Below are 16,883 nucleotides of genomic sequence, written 5' to 3'. Positions count from 1 at the left end.
AAACAGAAAGAGGAAATGAAATGAAAAAAGTATGGAAATCAATGGATTATTCATTGTTACTTCCTCTTGTTATCTTATGTGTGCTGGGGGTAATAATGGTATATAGTTCTAGTTCCATTGTTGCGATTTCGCGATTTGATAAACCAGCAAATTTCTTTTTTAAAAGACAATTAATTACTTTAGTTGCTGGGACAATAGTATTAATAATTATTGCTACTATCCCATATAAAGTTTGGAGAAAACGAATTTTTTTGTTGGGGAGTTACGGTGCTAGTGTTGCTTTATTAGCTGCAGCTGCCTTTTTCACTAAGTCAGTAAACGGTGCAAACGGATGGATATTTGGAATACAGCCTGCGGAATTTGTAAAGATAACGGTTATCCTCATATTAGCTCATTTTTTTGCGAAAAGACAAGAAACGAATACACCTGTTTTCAAAGGGTCAGGTCCAGTACTCATTGGTGTTGGTATAATCATGTTTTTAATATTAAAGCAAAATGATTTAGGTACTGATTTGTTAATTGCAGGAACAGTAGGAATTATGTTCCTTTGTTCGGGAGTACAGGTTAACTTATGGATTAAACGAATTGCTTTAACTTCTATAGTATGGATTCCGGCACTATATCTTCTTGGCAATTATGCATTAAATCCATATCAAAAGGCACGTTTTTCTGTTTTCCTTGATCCGTTTAATGATCCTCAAAAGGATGGATTCCAATTGGTAAATTCATTTATTGGAATTGCTTCTGGAGGGCTTAATGGTAGGGGATTAGGAAATAGTGTGCAAAAGTATGGTTATTTACCAGAACCACAAACGGATTTTATTATGGCAATTATATCGGAAGAACTTGGTTTTATAGGCGTAGCAATCATTTTGATTTGTTTATTGCTTATAATTATTCGATCATTTAGAGTCGCACAAAAGTGTACAGATCCATTTGGAAGTTTAATAGCTATCGGAATTGCAAGCTTGTTTGGAGTTCAAACGTTTATTAATGTTGGTGGTATGTCTGGAGTAATACCACTTACCGGAGTACCATTACCGTTTGTCAGTTACGGTGGTAGTTCTTTATTAGCTAATCTACTTGCGATGGGGATACTACTCAATATTGCTAGTCACGTGAAACGACAAGAGAAACAACAGAATGGTCTAATGAAAGAAAGAGAACAAAATGGACCACATCTTGTAGTTGTAAAATAAAAACACATTATGCTTTAGAGCATAATGTGTTTTTATTTTTAAGTAGTTTTAAATGTGATGTATTAATATATCTTTCGGTTAAACAATATATCACATTTAGTTTAATGTGATATACAATTAAGTTGTTAGAAAAGGAAGAGGTATGCTATACTATTTTTGTGAAACAAATTGCACAGAAAACTTATCATTTGTTAAAAAATAAGGTATGATGGATAAAAATAAAGTGAAGCTTTCTAAGTATAATATAATGTGGAAAGTGAAGAACTTCACGCTTTTTAAGGTGTGTATATATTTTATCTCTAGAGTGGTAGGAAAGTAGAGGGGGAAAATCATGACAAAGCTGCAACGTATTCAAAAAGTATTGGTAGCTAACCGTGGAGAGATTGCAATTCGTGTGTTTCGAGCTTGTTCGGAACTTGGATTAAAAACAGTTGCAATCTATTCTAAAGAGGATAGTGGTTCTTATCATCGCTATAAAGCCGATGAGTCCTATTTAGTTGGGGAAGGAAAAAAACCAATTGATGCTTATCTAGATATTGAAGGCATTATTGAGATTGCAAAAAGTAATCATGTAGATGCAATCCACCCTGGATATGGTTTCTTGTCAGAAAATATTCAATTCGCTAAACGTTGTGAAGAAGAAGGAATTATCTTTATCGGTCCGAAAAGTAAGCATTTAGATATGTTTGGAGATAAAGTGAAAGCAAGAACACAAGCGCAGCTAGCACAAATTCCAGTTATACCTGGTAGTGATGGTCCAGTAAATTCATTAGAAGAAGTCGAAAAATTTGCTGAAAAGTATGATTACCCGATTATTATTAAAGCATCCCTTGGGGGTGGCGGTCGTGGTATGCGTATTGTGCGTACTAGTGAGGAATTAGGAGAATCATATAATCGAGCGAAATCAGAAGCGAAAGCAGCCTTTGGTAATGATGAAGTTTACGTCGAAAAATTCGTTGAAAAACCTAAACATATAGAAGTACAAATTTTAGCAGATGAAGAAGGCAATGTTGTTCATTTATACGAGCGTGACTGTTCTGTACAACGTCGTCATCAAAAAGTTGTAGAAATTGCACCGAGTGTATCACTTTCAGATGATCTGCGTCAGCGTATTTGTGATGCTGCTGTGAAGTTAACGAAAAATGTAAATTATTTAAATGCAGGAACAGTAGAATTCCTTGTAAAAGATGATGAGTTTTACTTTATTGAAGTAAATCCACGTGTTCAAGTAGAACATACGATTACAGAAATGATTACGGGAGTAGATATTGTTCAATCACAAATTTTAATAGCTGATGGACATGCATTACATAGCAAAATGGTAGGTGTTCCGAAGCAAGAGGAAGTAGTTGTACATGGATTTGCAATTCAATCTCGTGTAACAACTGAAGATCCGCTAAATAATTTTATGCCGGATACAGGAAAAATTATGGCGTATCGATCAGGCGGTGGTTTTGGTGTACGTCTTGATACAGGAAATAGCTTCCAAGGTGCAGTTATTACACCGTACTACGATTCTTTACTTGTAAAAGTTACAACTTGGGCACTTACTTTTGAGCAAGCTGCTGCAAAAATGGAACGTAACTTAAAAGAATTCCGTATTCGTGGTATTAAAACAAATATTCCATTCCTAGAGAATGTAGTAAAACATAAAAACTTCTTATCAGGAGAATATGATACTTCATTTATCGATGCGTCACCTGAATTGTTCTTGTTCCCGAAACGTAAAGACCGTGGAACGAAAATGTTAAATTACATTGGTACAGTAACAGTAAATGGTTTCCCAGGGGTAGGTAAAAAAGAAAAACCAATATTCCCAGATGCTCGTATTCCATGTTTAAAACATTCAGAGCCAATCCAAAATGGAACGAAACAAATTTTGGACGAGCGTGGAGCGGACGGATTAGTAAAATGGGTACAGGATCAAAAGCGTGTACTTTTAACGGATACAACATTCCGTGATGCACACCAGTCATTACTTGCAACTCGTATTCGTACAAAAGATTTACATCAAATTGCGGAGCCAACAGCGAGAATGTTACCGAACCTATTCTCAGCGGAAATGTGGGGCGGTGCAACATTTGACGTTGCGTATCGTTTCTTAAAAGAAGATCCATGGGAACGATTACTAGATCTTCGTGAAAAAATGCCGAACGTGTTATTCCAAATGTTACTTCGTTCTTCAAACGCAGTTGGATACAAAAACTATCCAGATAATTTAATTCAAAAATTTGTGGAATGTTCTGCTCAAGCAGGCATTGATGTATTCCGTATTTTTGATAGCTTAAACTGGGTGGAAGGCATGAGAGTTGCAATTGACGCTGTACGAGACACTGGTAAAATTGCAGAAGCAACAATGTGCTACACAGGGGATATTCATGATCCACTGCGTAGTAAATATGATTTAAATTACTATAAAAATTTAGCAAAAGAGTTAGAAGCATCAGGAGCTCACATTTTAGGTATTAAAGATATGGCGGGCTTACTAAAACCAAATGCAGCATATGATTTAGTTTCTGCATTAAAAGAGACAGTGTCGATTCCAATTCATCTGCACACGCACGATACGAGTGGAAATGGTATATTAACGTATACGAAGGCAATTGAAGCGGGTGTTGATATCGTCGATGTAGCAGTGAGTTCTATGGCTGGTCAAACGTCACAACCAAGTGCGAACACGCTATACTATGCATTAGGTGGAAACGAAAGACAACCAGATGTTAATATAGATTCTTTAGAAAAACTATCTCATTATTGGGAAGATGTACGCAAATACTATGCACCGTTTGAAAGTGGTATGAATGCGCCGCATACAGAGGTATATATGCATGAAATGCCGGGTGGGCAGTATAGTAATCTTCAGCAACAAGCGAAGGCGGTTGGTTTAGGAGATCGCTTCGATGAAGTGAAAGTAATGTACCGCCGTGTGAATGACATGTTTGGAGATATTGTAAAAGTAACGCCATCATCAAAAGTTGTTGGTGATATGGCATTATTTATGGTTCAGAACCATCTGACAGAACAAGATGTTTTAGAGCGTGGACATGCGATGGACTTCCCAGGGTCTGTTGTTGAAATGTTCTCTGGTGATTTAGGTCAACCGTACGGTGGTTTCCCGAAAGAATTACAAAAGATTATTTTAAAAGGGAAAGAGCCATTAACAGTAAGACCAGGTGAATTACTAGAGCCAGTAGATTTCGAAGCGTTAAAAGAAGAATTATTCCATAAACTTGGACGCGAAGTAACGATTTTTGATGTAGTGGCATATGCTTTATATCCAAAAGTATTTATGGATTATGAAAAAGTTGCTGAGCTTTATGGAAATGTATCTGTACTTGATACACCGACGTTCTTCTATGGTATGAGACTAGGTGAAGAAATTGATGTAGAAATTGAACAGGGTAAAACATTGATGGTTAAACTAGTATCAATTGGAGAACCTCAGCCGGATGGAAACCGTGTTCTTTACTTGGAATTCAACGGTCAACCACGTGAAATTATCGTGAAAGATGAGAGTGTAAAAGCAACAGTTGCACAACGTGTGAAAGGAAACCGTGAGAATCCAAATCATATTAGTGCAACGATGCCAGGAACGGTAATTAAAGTAGTTGTAAAAGAAGGCGACGAAGTGAAAAAAGGCGATTCTATGGCAATTACAGAAGCGATGAAAATGGAAACGACAGTTCAAGCGCCGTTCAATGGTAAAGTGAAGAAAGTATATGTTAACGATGGTGATGCAATTCAAACGGGTGATTTACTTATTGAATTAGATCACTAAAATAAAAAAAGGGCTGTGTAAATACAGCTCTTTTTTTATTGCAAAAAAATCCCTTGCCAATTCGGCAAGGAATTTTAGTTTTATATTATTTTGTTTGTTTAGAAGTTGATGCAGCTTCTTTTGCATTCACTTTACTTCTTGTTCCTAACATAACTAAATAGCATAGTACAGCAAACAAGCAAGAAATAAATAGAGAATGTAACAATGCCATCGCTAAACTAGCGTTTGTAAATACAACTAAAACTCCTACTACAGCTTGAAGTGTAACAAGGATAAATGAAATGATCCATCCCCAATATACGACAGGTTGCTGTTTGTAATGGCGAATAGCGAGAATCATCGCGTATAGTATCCAAGCGAAAATTAACATCGCTGCAACTCTATGGCCCATTTGAACCCATTCATGTAGTTGAGTTGGCATAGGTCTGTTTTTGCTACATAAAGGAAAGTCTGGACAGGCTAAGCTAGCTCGTTCGTGACGTACTAAAGCGCCTGTGTAGACGACGATATAACTGTAAATTGTTACACCATAAATATGAAATTTCATTTTTTTGTCCATAATAAGTGAACGTGCATCAAATTTTTGGTCAATTTCAAAGATAAGACACGTTAATAAAATGACAGAAGCAAATGAAATTAAGGAAATACCGAAGTGGATAGCAAGTACAGCGGGCATTTGGCCCCAAACAACTGCTGCTGCTCCCATTAATGCTTGTGCAACTAAAAATACGAAGGATAAAATTGCTAACGTTTTTGTTTCACGCACATGTTTATAATATTTCCAGGACAAAATACAAAGGAGAGTGACAAGAATTCCAGCTGATCCTGATGTTAATCGGTGGCTAAGTTCAATAATAGTTTCCATTGATAAATTAGATGGAACAAATTCACCGTTACAAAGTGGCCATGATTTACCACAACCTTGACCAGAACCTGTTTTTGTAACTAAAGCGCCTCCTAATAAAACTATTAATAAATCAAGGCTTGTAATGACTGCTAACCATTTAATAAAGCGTTGCAATCTCTTTCACCATCTTTCTGCTATGAAGTTATTGCGAAATATTTTCATTCCATTATGTATAGAATAAAACGCGCTAGTTCCTATGATATATAAAAAATAATAAAATAGCAAAGAAATGGAGGAGGAAGGAAATGGGGAGAAAACAGGTGTAAAAACAGGGTTCCTAAGGAAAATTTTGGGTGAAAAATAGGCTATTTTGAAAAGAAATGGGGAGAATACGTGTTAAATAGGACAAAATAGTTTATTATAGAAGGTAACATCATGTTATGATAAGGACAAGTCAGAATGAAGTTTTTTATATTCGACACAAAAAGTTCATGTTTTCTTCACAAAATGTTCGGGAAATATGATTTAATATATTGGAGTATGAGCGTAGATTAGTAGTAGAATGGGTTAACAATGTTTCTACTGTAATAATATTGCTATATAGAAGCGAATTATTTCATTTGAAATATGCGCAAAAAGAAAGATGAAAGTTTTAAGAGGGGGTTAGAGTGATGAACCATGCAACAAGTGAGCTGCATGATGAGTCCGCTGTTACAAGTGTACCGGAAACAACTCGGTTACAAGATTTAAAAGCACTCGTTAAAATGGGGATTGTAAACTCAAATACACTTACTGTATTTACAGGATTTTGGTTGGCATTACACTTTAATGGATTAAGTGTAATGGACAATCTGGATAAGTTATTCTTTACAATCGTTGGTTCTGGATTAGTTATGGCAGGGGTATGTTGTTTAAACAACTACATTGATCGAGACATCGATCCATTAATGGAAAGAACAAAGACCCGTCCAACGGTTACTGGAAAGTATAAACCAGGATTTGCACTTACATTTGGACTAGTCATATTACTTCTTGGTTTTGTATTTTTATTATTAACAACACCAATGGCAGTCTTAATGGGATTTATTGGTGCTTTCACATATGTTGTTCTATATAGTTTATGGACAAAGAGAAAGTATACACTAAATACTGTTGTAGGTAGTATATCTGGTGCAGTTCCTCCTTTAATTGGATGGGCAGCAATCGATCCATCTTTAGGCCATCCAATTGCTTGGATGTTATTTTTAATTATGTTTATTTGGCAAATCCCACATTTCCTTGCATTAGCAATGAAACGTGTTGATGAATATCGAAATGCAGGAATTCCAATGCTTCCTGTAGTTCATGGATTTGAAATTACGAAACGCCAAATTATGATTTGGACAGTATGTTTATTACCACTACCATTTTATATGAGTGGACTAGGGATAACATTTATGGTAATTGCAACACTGCTTAACATCGGATGGATCGTTTTAGGATTTTATGGCTTCCGTAAGAAAGATGACATCAAATGGTCCGTGCAAATGTTTGTTTATTCCCTAAATTATTTAACAATCTTATTTGTATCAATGATTGTAGTTACATTCTTCTAAGACAACGACATAATTGGATTTCTTTACGTTGAGATTTACTTTACTTAACTATAAAGTACAATCTAATTCACAAGGAAAGTGGGGGTTGTTTGTATGAAGAAACAGTGGCGACTGCTTTCGTTCGTTTCACTGCTGGCTTTACTGTTAGGGGGATGCGGTAAAGCCTTTCAATCTACTTTAATTCCGCAAGGAGAAGTAGCAAAAATGCAATATGATTTACTTCTACTGGCGAGTGCAATCATGGTAGGAGTAGTACTAGTAGTTACTATTATTTTCTTATATGTAATTGTGCGTTTCCGACAAAAGAAAGGTCAGGAAGATTATATTCCAGAGCAAGTTGAAGGGAATCACAAGCTAGAAATTATATGGACAGTTATTCCGATTATTCTTTTACTAATCTTAGCTGTTCCAACAGTTACATATACATTCAAACTTGCTGATGTAAGTGCGATGGAGAAAAAGAATATTGATAAAGATACTATCGTTGTTGATGTAACAGCGAATCTTTATTGGTGGGAATTTTCTTATAAATCAGAAAAGATAGTAACTTCGCAAGATTTGGTCATCCCCACAGGTAAGAAAGTGTATTTAAATTTGAAGGGTGCCGATATTAAACACTCATTTTGGGTTCCATCTTTAGCAGGGAAAATGGATACAAATACAGACAATGTGAACAAAATGTGGTTAAAGGCAGATAAATCGGGCACTTATAATGGTTTTTGTACAGAATTTTGCGGCCCATCACATTCTTTAATGCAATTTAAAGTGAAAGCTTTAGATGAAAGCGAGTACAAAAAATGGCTTGCTGATATGAAGAAGATTGATGGGAAGAAAGAAGTAGCTTCAACAAAGGCGCAAGAGGGCCAAGAAATATTTAATAAAAGCTGTATTGGTTGTCACGCAGTTGGATCTAATGATAGTAGACCACCTTCCGCTCGTATCGCACCAAACTTAGCAAACTTTGCGGATCGCGATATGGTTGCCGGTATTGCCGAAAACAATGAAGAAAACTTAAAAAAATGGCTGAAAGATCCTGAAAATATGAAGCCAGGAAACAAAATGACTGGCAAATATGGCAACTTAACGGATGATCAAATTGATGCATTAAATGCATACTTACAAACGTTAAAAGTTGAAAAGTAAAGAGGGACTATTCGCGAAGGGGAGGTTGAAAACGTGAGTTCTGTAGCAAAAAAACAGGGGATGGGTGCTGTCATATGGGATTATTTAACGACAGTAGACCATAAAAAGATTGCCATTCTCTATTTAATTGCAGGTGGATTGTTTTTTGTAATAGGCGGAATAGAAGCTCTATTTATTCGCCTTCAATTAGCGATTCCTAACAACGCTTTTCTTGTTGGGGATGCTTATAATCAAGTATTAACGATGCACGGTACAACAATGATTTTCCTCGCAGCTATGCCACTCGTGTTTGCATTTATGAACGCCGCTGTACCACTTCAAATTGGTGCACGTGATGTAGCGTTCCCGTTTTTGAATTCACTCGGATTTTGGTTATTTTTCTTTGGTGGAGTATTTTTAAATTTAAGTTGGTTTTTAGGTGGAGCACCTGATGCAGGATGGACATCTTATGCATCTTTAGCTTTAGCCTCTAAAGGTCATGGTGTTGATTTCTATGTACTCGGCTTGCAAATCTCAGGTATTGGTACACTAATTGGAGGAATTAACTTCCTTGTAACCATTATTAATATGCGCGCTCCAGGAATGACGTATATGCGTATGCCGATGTTTACATGGACAACATTTGTAACATCTTCGCTTATATTATTCGCTTTTCCGCCGTTAACTGTAGGATTAGGACTTTTAATGTTAGATCGTTTATTTGGAACAAGTTTCTTTAATCCGGCATTGGGCGGGAATACAATTATATGGGAGCATTTATTCTGGATTTTCGGTCATCCAGAAGTATACATTCTTATACTCCCAGCTTTCGGAATATTCTCAGAAATCTTCGCAACATTTTCGAAAAAACGATTGTTTGGTTATTCATCGATGGTGTTTGCGACTGTATTAATTGGATTTTTAGGATTTATGGTATGGGCGCACCATATGTTTACTGTTGGACTTGGTCCAGTTGCTAATGCTATTTTCTCAGTCGCAACAATGGCGATTGCGGTTCCGACGGGTATCAAAATATTCAACTGGCTCTTTACAATGTGGGGCGGAAGTATTCGTTTTACGACACCAATGATGTGGGCAGTAGCTTTCATTCCATCATTCGTAATGGGTGGAGTTACAGGGGTTATGCTAGCATCTGCACCAGCTGATTATCAATTTCATGATAACTATTTCGTAGTAGCGCATTTTCATTATGTAATCGTTGGCGGTGTTGTATTTGGTTTACTTGCAGGAGCTCATTATTATTGGCCACTGATGTTTAATAAAGTATTAAATGAAACATTAGGAAAGATAACGTTTTGGCTATTCTTTATCGGCTTCCATTTAACTTTCTTTATTCAGCATTTCCTTGGCTTGATTGGTATGCCACGCCGTTACTACACATATCTTGAAGGGCAAGGGTTGGAAATGGGGAATATGATTAGTTCCATCGGAGCGGTGTTTATGGCTCTTGGAACGATTGTTCTTCTATTCAATGTAATTAAAACGACAGTATCAAAAGAAAAAGCTGGTCGTGATCCGTGGGATGCACGTACATTAGAATGGACAATGCCAGCACCGACACCAGAATATAACTTTAAACAATTACCATTTGTTCGCGGATTAGATCCGTTTTGGATTGAAAAACGTGAAGGTAATAAAGAAATGACAGCAGCGGAACCAGTTGGTGATATTCATATGCCAAATCCTTCGTTTTCACCATTTGTCATTTCTTTCGGATTGTTTATAGCGGCATTTGGTGCGATGTATATGCAGGGCGGAAAAGATAAGTTCTGGTTATTAGTAGCAATTATTGGTTTAATCATTACATTTGGCACAATGTTCCTACGTTCAGTAATTGATGATCATGGGTATCATATTCATAAAGAAGATTTAGAGGATAAGGGGGGCAAGGCATAATGCATGTAGATGAAAAATTAACGAATGAAACATTTCCAGCAGAGCCTGAAAAAGCAACCCTTGAAGGGAAAAATAAGTTTGTCGGTTTTTGGTTATTTCTTGGAGGCGAAACAGTGTTGTTCGCTTCCTTATTCGGAACATATTTAGCGTTAAAGAATTCTACAAATGGTGGACCAACATCTCAAGAGATGTTCCAAATGCCACTCGTTTTCATTATGACGATGCTTTTATTAACGAGTAGCTTAACGAGTGTATATGCGATGTATCACATGAAAAACTTTAACTTTAAGAAAATGCAGCTTTGGTTACTAGTAACAGTATTGCTAGGTTTAGGGTTTTTAGGATTTGAGATATATGAGTTTTATCATTATACACATGAATTTAAGCATACTATGAGAAGTAGTGCGTTTGGCTCTGCGTTTTATGCTCTTGTTGGTACACATGGACTCCACGTATTGTTTGGGTTATGTTGGATTTTAACATTAATCTTTAGAAATGTGAAGAGAGGTCTAAATTTATACAATGCACCGAAGTTTTATGTTGCATCGATTTATTGGCACTTTATTGACGTAGTTTGGGTGTTTATTTTCACTGTAGTATATTTAATGGGAATGGTGGGATAAACAATGGCGATAAAGCAAACGAATAATCCTAAAGTTGATCTTGTTTATCGGAAGAGAAAAAGTGCGGAGGAAATGAGGCATCAAGTTATTACGTTTGCATTAATGATTTTTTTAACATTAGTTGCATTTGTAGCGGTGGCGTATCCAAAAACTTTTAGTCCGATTTTCTCTGTACCGTTTATTTTACTATTAGCAGTGGTACAAGTAATTTTTCAATTGTATTATTTTATGCATATGAGTCATAAAGGACATGAAGCAGCAAGTTTCTTTCTTTACTCTGGTCTGCTAATAGGGTTAATTACAATTTTAGCTTTTATGACAATCGTGTGGATTTGAAAAGTGAAAAATAAGGGAGCTTGTGTTGTCACAGCTCCCTCTTCATATTATGAGATAACCTTACGAAGGTAGGTGTGAAAATGAGTAACTTGTGGATATTTGGTTTTCAGGCTTTATGGAGTCCAATCTTTTTATTATTTATGCTTTCGATTCTTATTGGGTACTTCTTAATTATTGGGCCATATAGAATGCGATTTGAAAATGCGACGAAGGTAAGTAAGAAGCAAATTTTTTATTTTACGACTGGTATTGTTCTTTTGTATTTTGTAAAGGGAGGGCCTATTGATTTAATTGGCCATATTATATTTAGTGCTCATATGTTTGAAATGGCAGTCATGTATATTGCAGTTCCACCGTTACTGTTGCTTGGTATACCAATTTGGTTATATCGTTACATTACTTCTTTTAAGTTTGTTCAAATTATATTAAAGGCATTTGCTAAACCGTTTATTGCGTTATTCGTATTTAACGGCCTGTTTTCTTTTTATCATTTACCAGTTGTTTTTGATACGGTAAAACAAAGTCAAATAGCTCATCCTATTTGTCTCGCTATATTGTTTTTTACAGCAATCATGATGTGGTGGCCGATGTTAAATCCATTACCAGAATATCAAACGTTAAGTGATATAAAGAAACTTGGTTATATGTTTGCTAACGGCATATTATTAACGCCTGCATGTGCGTTAATCATTTTTGCGACAGCCCCGTTATTTGCAACGTATACGGATCCGGCTGCTTGGATGAAAGCGATGGAACTATGTGTACCAGCGGGCACTTTATCAGATTTAAATATAACGGGACCAGAATTTTTGCACTGGATGCCAGTCGTACAAGATCAGCAAACTGGTGGTATCATAATGAAAATTGTCCAGGAAATAGTGTACGGTACAATTATAGGCTATGTATTCTTTAGATGGGCACGTAGAGAACGTGAAAAGGATAAGGAGCAGTTGCAACAATTGCCGCCGTATTTACAGATTAAGTAAAAAAGTGTACGGGATTCCATGCGCTTTTTCTTTTTAGCTACCTTAAAAAGATTGAATTTTCTAACTTTTTATGTTAAGTTAGTGTAGGCGTGTACTAAAAGTGGAGATAAAATTTACTACTAGCTTTCATGCGTAATAATTCCATATGTAGTGCAAGTTTTTTAGAGAGTTACAAATATATATTGTTATCTTTAATAAACACGAACTATTTTAAGGGGGAGTTTAAATGGGTAGTAGTGGAAGTATGGTAAAGCCGATTAGTGGTTTTTTGACAGCACTAATTCAATATCCAGTACCAGTAGTAGAATCGCGTGCAGACATTGATAAACAAATTCAACAAATCATAAAAACAATTCATTCGACCAAATCAGGTTACCCTGGTTTAGAATTGATAGTATTTCCTGAATATAGTACACAAGGGCTCAATACAAAAAAATGGACTACAGAAGAATTTTTATGCACAGTGCCTGGGCCAGAAACAGACTTATTTGCTGAGGCATGTAAAGAATCTAAAGTATATGGTGTTTTTTCAATAATGGAGAAAAATCCTGATGGTGGAGAGCCATATAATACAGCAGTTATTATTGATCCACAAGGTGAAATGATTTTGAAGTATCGTAAGCTAAATCCTTGGGTGCCAGTCGAGCCTTGGAAAGCTGGAGATTTAGGCTTACCTGTTTGTGATGGACCTGGAGGAAGTAAATTAGCTGTTTGTATTTGTCATGATGGCATGTTCCCTGAAGTAGCTCGTGAAGCGGCCTATAAAGGTGCAAATGTCTTAATTCGTATTTCTGGATATAGTACACAAGTTAGTGAACAATGGATGCTAACCAATCGTTCAAATGCATGGCAGAATTTAATGTATACATTGTCGGTAAACTTAGCGGGTTATGATGGCGTATTTTATTACTTTGGTGAAGGACAAGTATGTAATTTTGATGGGACTACTTTAGTACAGGGACATCGAAATCCTTGGGAGATTGTTACTGCTGAAGTATATCCAGAACTAGCAGATCAGGCTAGATTAGGATGGGGATTGGAAAATAATATATATAATCTAGGTTCAAGAGGATATGTAGCAACTCCTGGTGGGGTGAAAGAAAATCCATATACGTTTGTAAAAGATTTAGCTGAAGGTAAATATAAGGTTCCTTGGGAAGATGAGATTAAAGTAAAAGATGGATCTATTTATGGATATCCAGTAAAAAAAACGATTCATTCTTAGGAAAGGGAAATAAAACAAGCGCATCATATTGATGCGCTTGTTTTTGTTAATCAATAATTTGAAATTCTTTTAACTCTTTTTCGACATTTTGTAGGAGTTGTTCGCTTTTTTGAAGTACATTCGTTGGGAAAGTCTCATCATCACCATATTCAACGCCGTGAGGATAATAATGTTTTCCTAATAAGGGGGGAAGTAGTTTTACTTCAGCGTGTCTACTGCCAATGTCACCTTCAACAGCAACTCCTTGCACTCGTAAATAATAAACATCCTTTAATATTTCAAATTTATAATCGTATGTAACTCGCTCATAATCCCACTGTCCGGCAAGTACGAAGTGGTTGTTTTCCATGATTTCAGTTAAAAGAGTTAATTCAACGACGGCTCCATTAAATTTCGTATTTGTAAATTGCATATAATACCTCCTTTTTTAATGTTACACCATTATTTTTATAATAGTATGAATAATAAGAAAGTGCAATTCATATTGAGAGAAAAGGGATAATCCAGACTTTTTTCACAAAAATATGATATAGTGAAAAGAGTACGGTACACACAAAAAGAAAGAAAAGGATTTGTGTATATCTCAATTTTATGTTTTGTTCAGGAGGTATATCGTTTGAAGAAATTATTGCGTATCGTAATGATTACATTTTTAATTTTAGCTGTTGATTTATACGGGAAATTACTCGTTTCACAATATATATTAACCCCATCTCAATCAAAGCAAGAAAATAAAATTGTGAAAAAGAAAAAGCAAATTAAGGAAGACTCCTCAGACACTGTTTTAAATATGATTGGTGAAGACTCTGAAAACTTATTAGCGAAGTGGGGAGAACCCTCTCGAATAGAGCCATCTGCATACGGATATGAATGGTGGGTATACAACCAGGATTTAACTCAGTATGTTCAATTTGGAGTTTCTGAACGTAAAGTTGTAACGGCATACGCAGCTGGTGAACAAGTTAAGGTTCCACCTTATTATATAAATGAAAAATATGAAGAAGTATATAAAAAAAGTCCGCTTTCGCATGAAATTTCATTAAAAAGAGGGAAAAATAGTTATCAATTTGAGCTATCTGATACCGAAGTTATGGAACAACCGTTAATACCTGTAGAAGATGGATGGGCGCAATTGTATTTTGATCAATTTACACATGAGCTTGTTGGTGTTCGTTATATGGATGATGAAACTTTATTACGCCAAAGACCGTATCAGCTCGTTTATTCAGGTGAATTAATAGCAGAACAACCATTGACTCCAGAAAAAATAAAACAAGTAGAAAATGGGAATATGCAACAAATTTTTGATTTAACAAATATCATTCGAAGTCGTCATAAATTACCATTATTAACATGGGATCAGGAAACAGCAGATGTTGCTGTTGGTCACAGTAAAGATATGAAAGACAATAATTATTTTTCTCATGACTCACCTACATTAGGTACACTAGGAGATCGTTTGCAGCGCGGGAAAGTAGGATTTCAACTTGCTGGTGAGAACATAGCGGCGCAACATAGTGATGGAATTGCGGCAGTGCAAGGTTGGTTAAATAGTGAGGGGCATAGAAAGAATTTATTAAATGAACAATTTACAGGATTAGGTGTTGGTGTATACGATAAATTTTATACACAAAACTTTATTCGAAAATAAAGTGAAATTGTAAGCGGTGGGGTGTTAACATCACCAAATTAGTTACTTCGTATTCACTGAATTGTAGGTGGGAATCTGACCGTATGCAAATAGCAGAAAAAAAGGTGCATGAATCGTCTAAAAATAGGCGAACCATGCGCCTTTTTTTTCTTACTATATAGTAGATATACATGGAGAGGTGAGGATTATGCCAACAACAAAAGGACCGTTACATCCATCGGTTCAACAGTTTAAAGAATTTGTAAACCATCACCCTAAAATGGTTCATGAGGTTAGAAGTGGTCATAAAACATGGCAACAATTTTATGAAGAATGGTACTTACTTGGTGAAGAAGATCCAATATGGGCAACTTATAGACCGGATGGAGCGCCTGCGTTTTCTTCGGTAAAAGAAAATAAAAAAGAAAAAGATAATCGAACTGAAGAGGAAAAAACTGCTGATGTGATGGGGCAAATGCTTTCTTTTTTTAAAAAGTTGGACGTGGAACAAATGCAGAACCATTTAGCCAATGTGACGAGTGCAATTGGGAGCGTGCAACAAGTTATTCAGCAATTTCAAGGTAACCGTACGCAGCAAGAGCAAAGTACTTCAGAAAATAACCCGTTTTTCTTTCAAAAGGATTAGGGGGAAAGATGATGAGAGCAGAAATTATGGAGTTTATAAAGGCTGATGAGGATTTATCTCGCTATATTAGAGAGCAACCGTACTGGTATAGAAAATTAACACGAAATCCTGAAGAAAAAGAGGCTTTTGAGTTAGCGGCGATGCAACATTTCAAAAAAACAATACCAGATAAAGTGGAAAAGTTTCAAAATCAATTGGCCGTTGCTTCGATCATGATTGATATGTTTCAGTATATGAAGCAACAAAATACAACCTAATTGGAAGTGAAAAATATGTCCGTCATGCAGAACTTTTGTTACAATAGAGGTTGATTATTTAAAAAGGAGTTGCAGCATGACGGAAATTTGTTTAGTACGACATGGACAAACTGATTGGAATTTTCAAGAAATTATTCAGGGGCGAGAAGATATTCCGCTTAATGAAGTTGGTAAGAAGCAAGCGAGTCAGAGTGCAGCTGCTTTACAAGAAGAAACGTGGGATATCATTATAAGTAGCCCGTTAATTAGAGCGCAAGAAACGGCTAATGAAATTGCAAAGACAGTTGGATTACAATCGATTTTATTAGATGAGCGATTTGTTGAACGGAATTTTGGAGAAGCTTCAGGGAAGCCGGTTGCGGCTGTTAGAGAGTTGATTGCTGAAGGTAAAGTAGAAGGTATGGAGCGAGATGAAGAGATTGTAGCTCGTTGCTTTGCTGCTTTAGAAGATGTTGCGACAACTCATTTTGGCAAACGTATTATTATTGTTGCTCACTCACACGCGATAAAAGCGATTTTACATGCCATAGAACCAGATGAAATTACATTTAAGACACCATTAAAAAATGCGTGTATTAGTTATGTGAAACAAAATAGTGGAAAGTGGGATGTTCTTAAATATAATATAGCGGAACATATTAATGTATAAGTGTGTACGGATATAGTGTAAAAATAGTTTCATTATATCTTTCTTTTGAGTAAGTCACTTCAATTAGTAGTTC

Annotated in this window: 15 protein-coding genes; 13 read left to right on the top strand and 2 right to left on the bottom strand. The window is 35.9% G+C overall.

Annotation, left to right across the window (positions count from 1 at the left end; genetic code table 11):
• The first annotated feature begins 20 nt into the window (after nucleotides 1–20).
• Together V6946_RS21060 and pyc are read left to right on the top strand one after the other, a co-directional pair.
• Complete coding sequence (locus tag V6946_RS21060; protein WP_033692897.1) at nucleotides 21–1,199, top strand: FtsW/RodA/SpoVE family cell cycle protein; 1,179 nt, start codon at nucleotides 21–23, stop codon at nucleotides 1,197–1,199.
• Between the two features lie 331 nt (nucleotides 1,200–1,530).
• Nucleotides 1,531–4,977 (top strand): pyruvate carboxylase, encoded by a 3,447-nt coding sequence (gene pyc / locus V6946_RS21055; protein WP_000164085.1) that lies wholly within the window; start codon nucleotides 1,531–1,533, stop codon nucleotides 4,975–4,977.
• Between the two features lie 85 nt (nucleotides 4,978–5,062).
• Here the strand turns inward: pyc and ctaA are convergent, their stop codons facing one another.
• On the bottom strand, nucleotides 5,063–5,998 hold the full coding sequence (gene ctaA / locus V6946_RS21050) for a heme A synthase (RefSeq protein WP_001188742.1): 936 nt from the start codon (nucleotides 5,996–5,998) through the stop codon (nucleotides 5,063–5,065).
• Between the two features lie 497 nt (nucleotides 5,999–6,495).
• Here ctaA and ctaB point away from each other — a divergent pair, with 497 nt between their 5' ends.
• The 7 genes from ctaB to V6946_RS21015 all read left to right on the top strand — a co-directional run bounded on the left by ctaB (nucleotide 6,496) and on the right by V6946_RS21015 (nucleotide 13,628).
• Nucleotides 6,496–7,419 (top strand): protoheme IX farnesyltransferase, encoded by a 924-nt coding sequence (gene ctaB, locus V6946_RS21045; protein ID WP_001015058.1) that lies wholly within the window; start codon nucleotides 6,496–6,498, stop codon nucleotides 7,417–7,419.
• A 93-nt stretch (nucleotides 7,420–7,512) separates the two neighbouring features.
• The gene (gene coxB, locus V6946_RS21040; protein WP_000745268.1) at nucleotides 7,513–8,562 is read left to right on the top strand and encodes a cytochrome c oxidase subunit II; all 1,050 of its coding nucleotides are present in this window, start codon (nucleotides 7,513–7,515) and stop codon (nucleotides 8,560–8,562) included.
• 60 nt (nucleotides 8,563–8,622) lie between these two features.
• The gene (gene ctaD / locus V6946_RS21035; protein ID WP_153578907.1) at nucleotides 8,623–10,458 is read left to right on the top strand and encodes a cytochrome c oxidase subunit I; all 1,836 of its coding nucleotides are present in this window, start codon (nucleotides 8,623–8,625) and stop codon (nucleotides 10,456–10,458) included.
• Nucleotides 10,458–11,081: a cytochrome c oxidase subunit III gene (ctaE, locus tag V6946_RS21030; protein WP_006928264.1), complete on the top strand. Its 624-nt coding sequence runs from the start codon at nucleotides 10,458–10,460 to the stop codon at nucleotides 11,079–11,081. The genes ctaD and ctaE overlap by 1 nt, the downstream gene beginning before the upstream one ends.
• 3 nt (nucleotides 11,082–11,084) lie before the next feature.
• Entirely contained in the window at nucleotides 11,085–11,417 is a 333-nt protein-coding gene (ctaF, locus tag V6946_RS21025; RefSeq protein WP_000985706.1) for a cytochrome c oxidase subunit IVB, read from the top strand.
• Nucleotides 11,418–11,497: 80 nt separating this feature from the next.
• Nucleotides 11,498–12,403, top strand: coding sequence for a cytochrome c oxidase assembly factor CtaG (gene ctaG / locus V6946_RS21020; protein ID WP_366981351.1), 906 nt, complete (start codon nucleotides 11,498–11,500; stop codon nucleotides 12,401–12,403).
• A gap of 226 nt (nucleotides 12,404–12,629) precedes the next feature.
• Nucleotides 12,630–13,628, top strand: coding sequence for a formamidase (locus V6946_RS21015; protein WP_000535802.1), 999 nt, complete (start codon nucleotides 12,630–12,632; stop codon nucleotides 13,626–13,628).
• A gap of 46 nt (nucleotides 13,629–13,674) precedes the next feature.
• Here the strand turns inward: V6946_RS21015 and V6946_RS21010 are convergent, their stop codons facing one another.
• Nucleotides 13,675–14,040, bottom strand: a complete 366-nt coding sequence (locus V6946_RS21010; protein WP_001160947.1) for a YugN family protein — start codon at nucleotides 14,038–14,040, stop codon at nucleotides 13,675–13,677.
• Between the two features lie 204 nt (nucleotides 14,041–14,244).
• On the opposite strand from V6946_RS21010, the gene V6946_RS21005 reads away from it, so the two are divergent.
• The 4 genes from V6946_RS21005 (at nucleotide 14,245) to V6946_RS20990 (ending at nucleotide 16,810) form a co-directional block, all read left to right on the top strand.
• Entirely contained in the window at nucleotides 14,245–15,279 is a 1,035-nt protein-coding gene (locus V6946_RS21005) for a CAP domain-containing protein (protein ID WP_000735378.1), read from the top strand.
• A 187-nt stretch (nucleotides 15,280–15,466) separates the two neighbouring features.
• Nucleotides 15,467–15,904, top strand: a complete 438-nt coding sequence (locus V6946_RS21000; RefSeq protein WP_001143346.1) for a YlbD family protein — start codon at nucleotides 15,467–15,469, stop codon at nucleotides 15,902–15,904.
• An 11-nt stretch (nucleotides 15,905–15,915) separates the two neighbouring features.
• The gene (locus V6946_RS20995; protein ID WP_001200991.1) at nucleotides 15,916–16,161 is read left to right on the top strand and encodes a YlbE-like family protein; all 246 of its coding nucleotides are present in this window, start codon (nucleotides 15,916–15,918) and stop codon (nucleotides 16,159–16,161) included.
• Nucleotides 16,162–16,237: 76 nt separating this feature from the next.
• The gene (locus V6946_RS20990) at nucleotides 16,238–16,810 is read left to right on the top strand and encodes a histidine phosphatase family protein (RefSeq protein ID WP_000134946.1); all 573 of its coding nucleotides are present in this window, start codon (nucleotides 16,238–16,240) and stop codon (nucleotides 16,808–16,810) included.
• The last annotated feature ends 73 nt before the right edge of the window (nucleotides 16,811–16,883 follow it).

Source organism: Bacillus sp. PPSBB_2, assembly GCF_045291115.1.
Lineage (GTDB): Bacteria > Bacillota > Bacilli > Bacillales > Bacillaceae_G > Bacillus_A > Bacillus_A cereus.
Note: the sequence above shows the minus strand (reverse complement) of the source record. Positions and strands in the feature narration are given on the sequence as shown.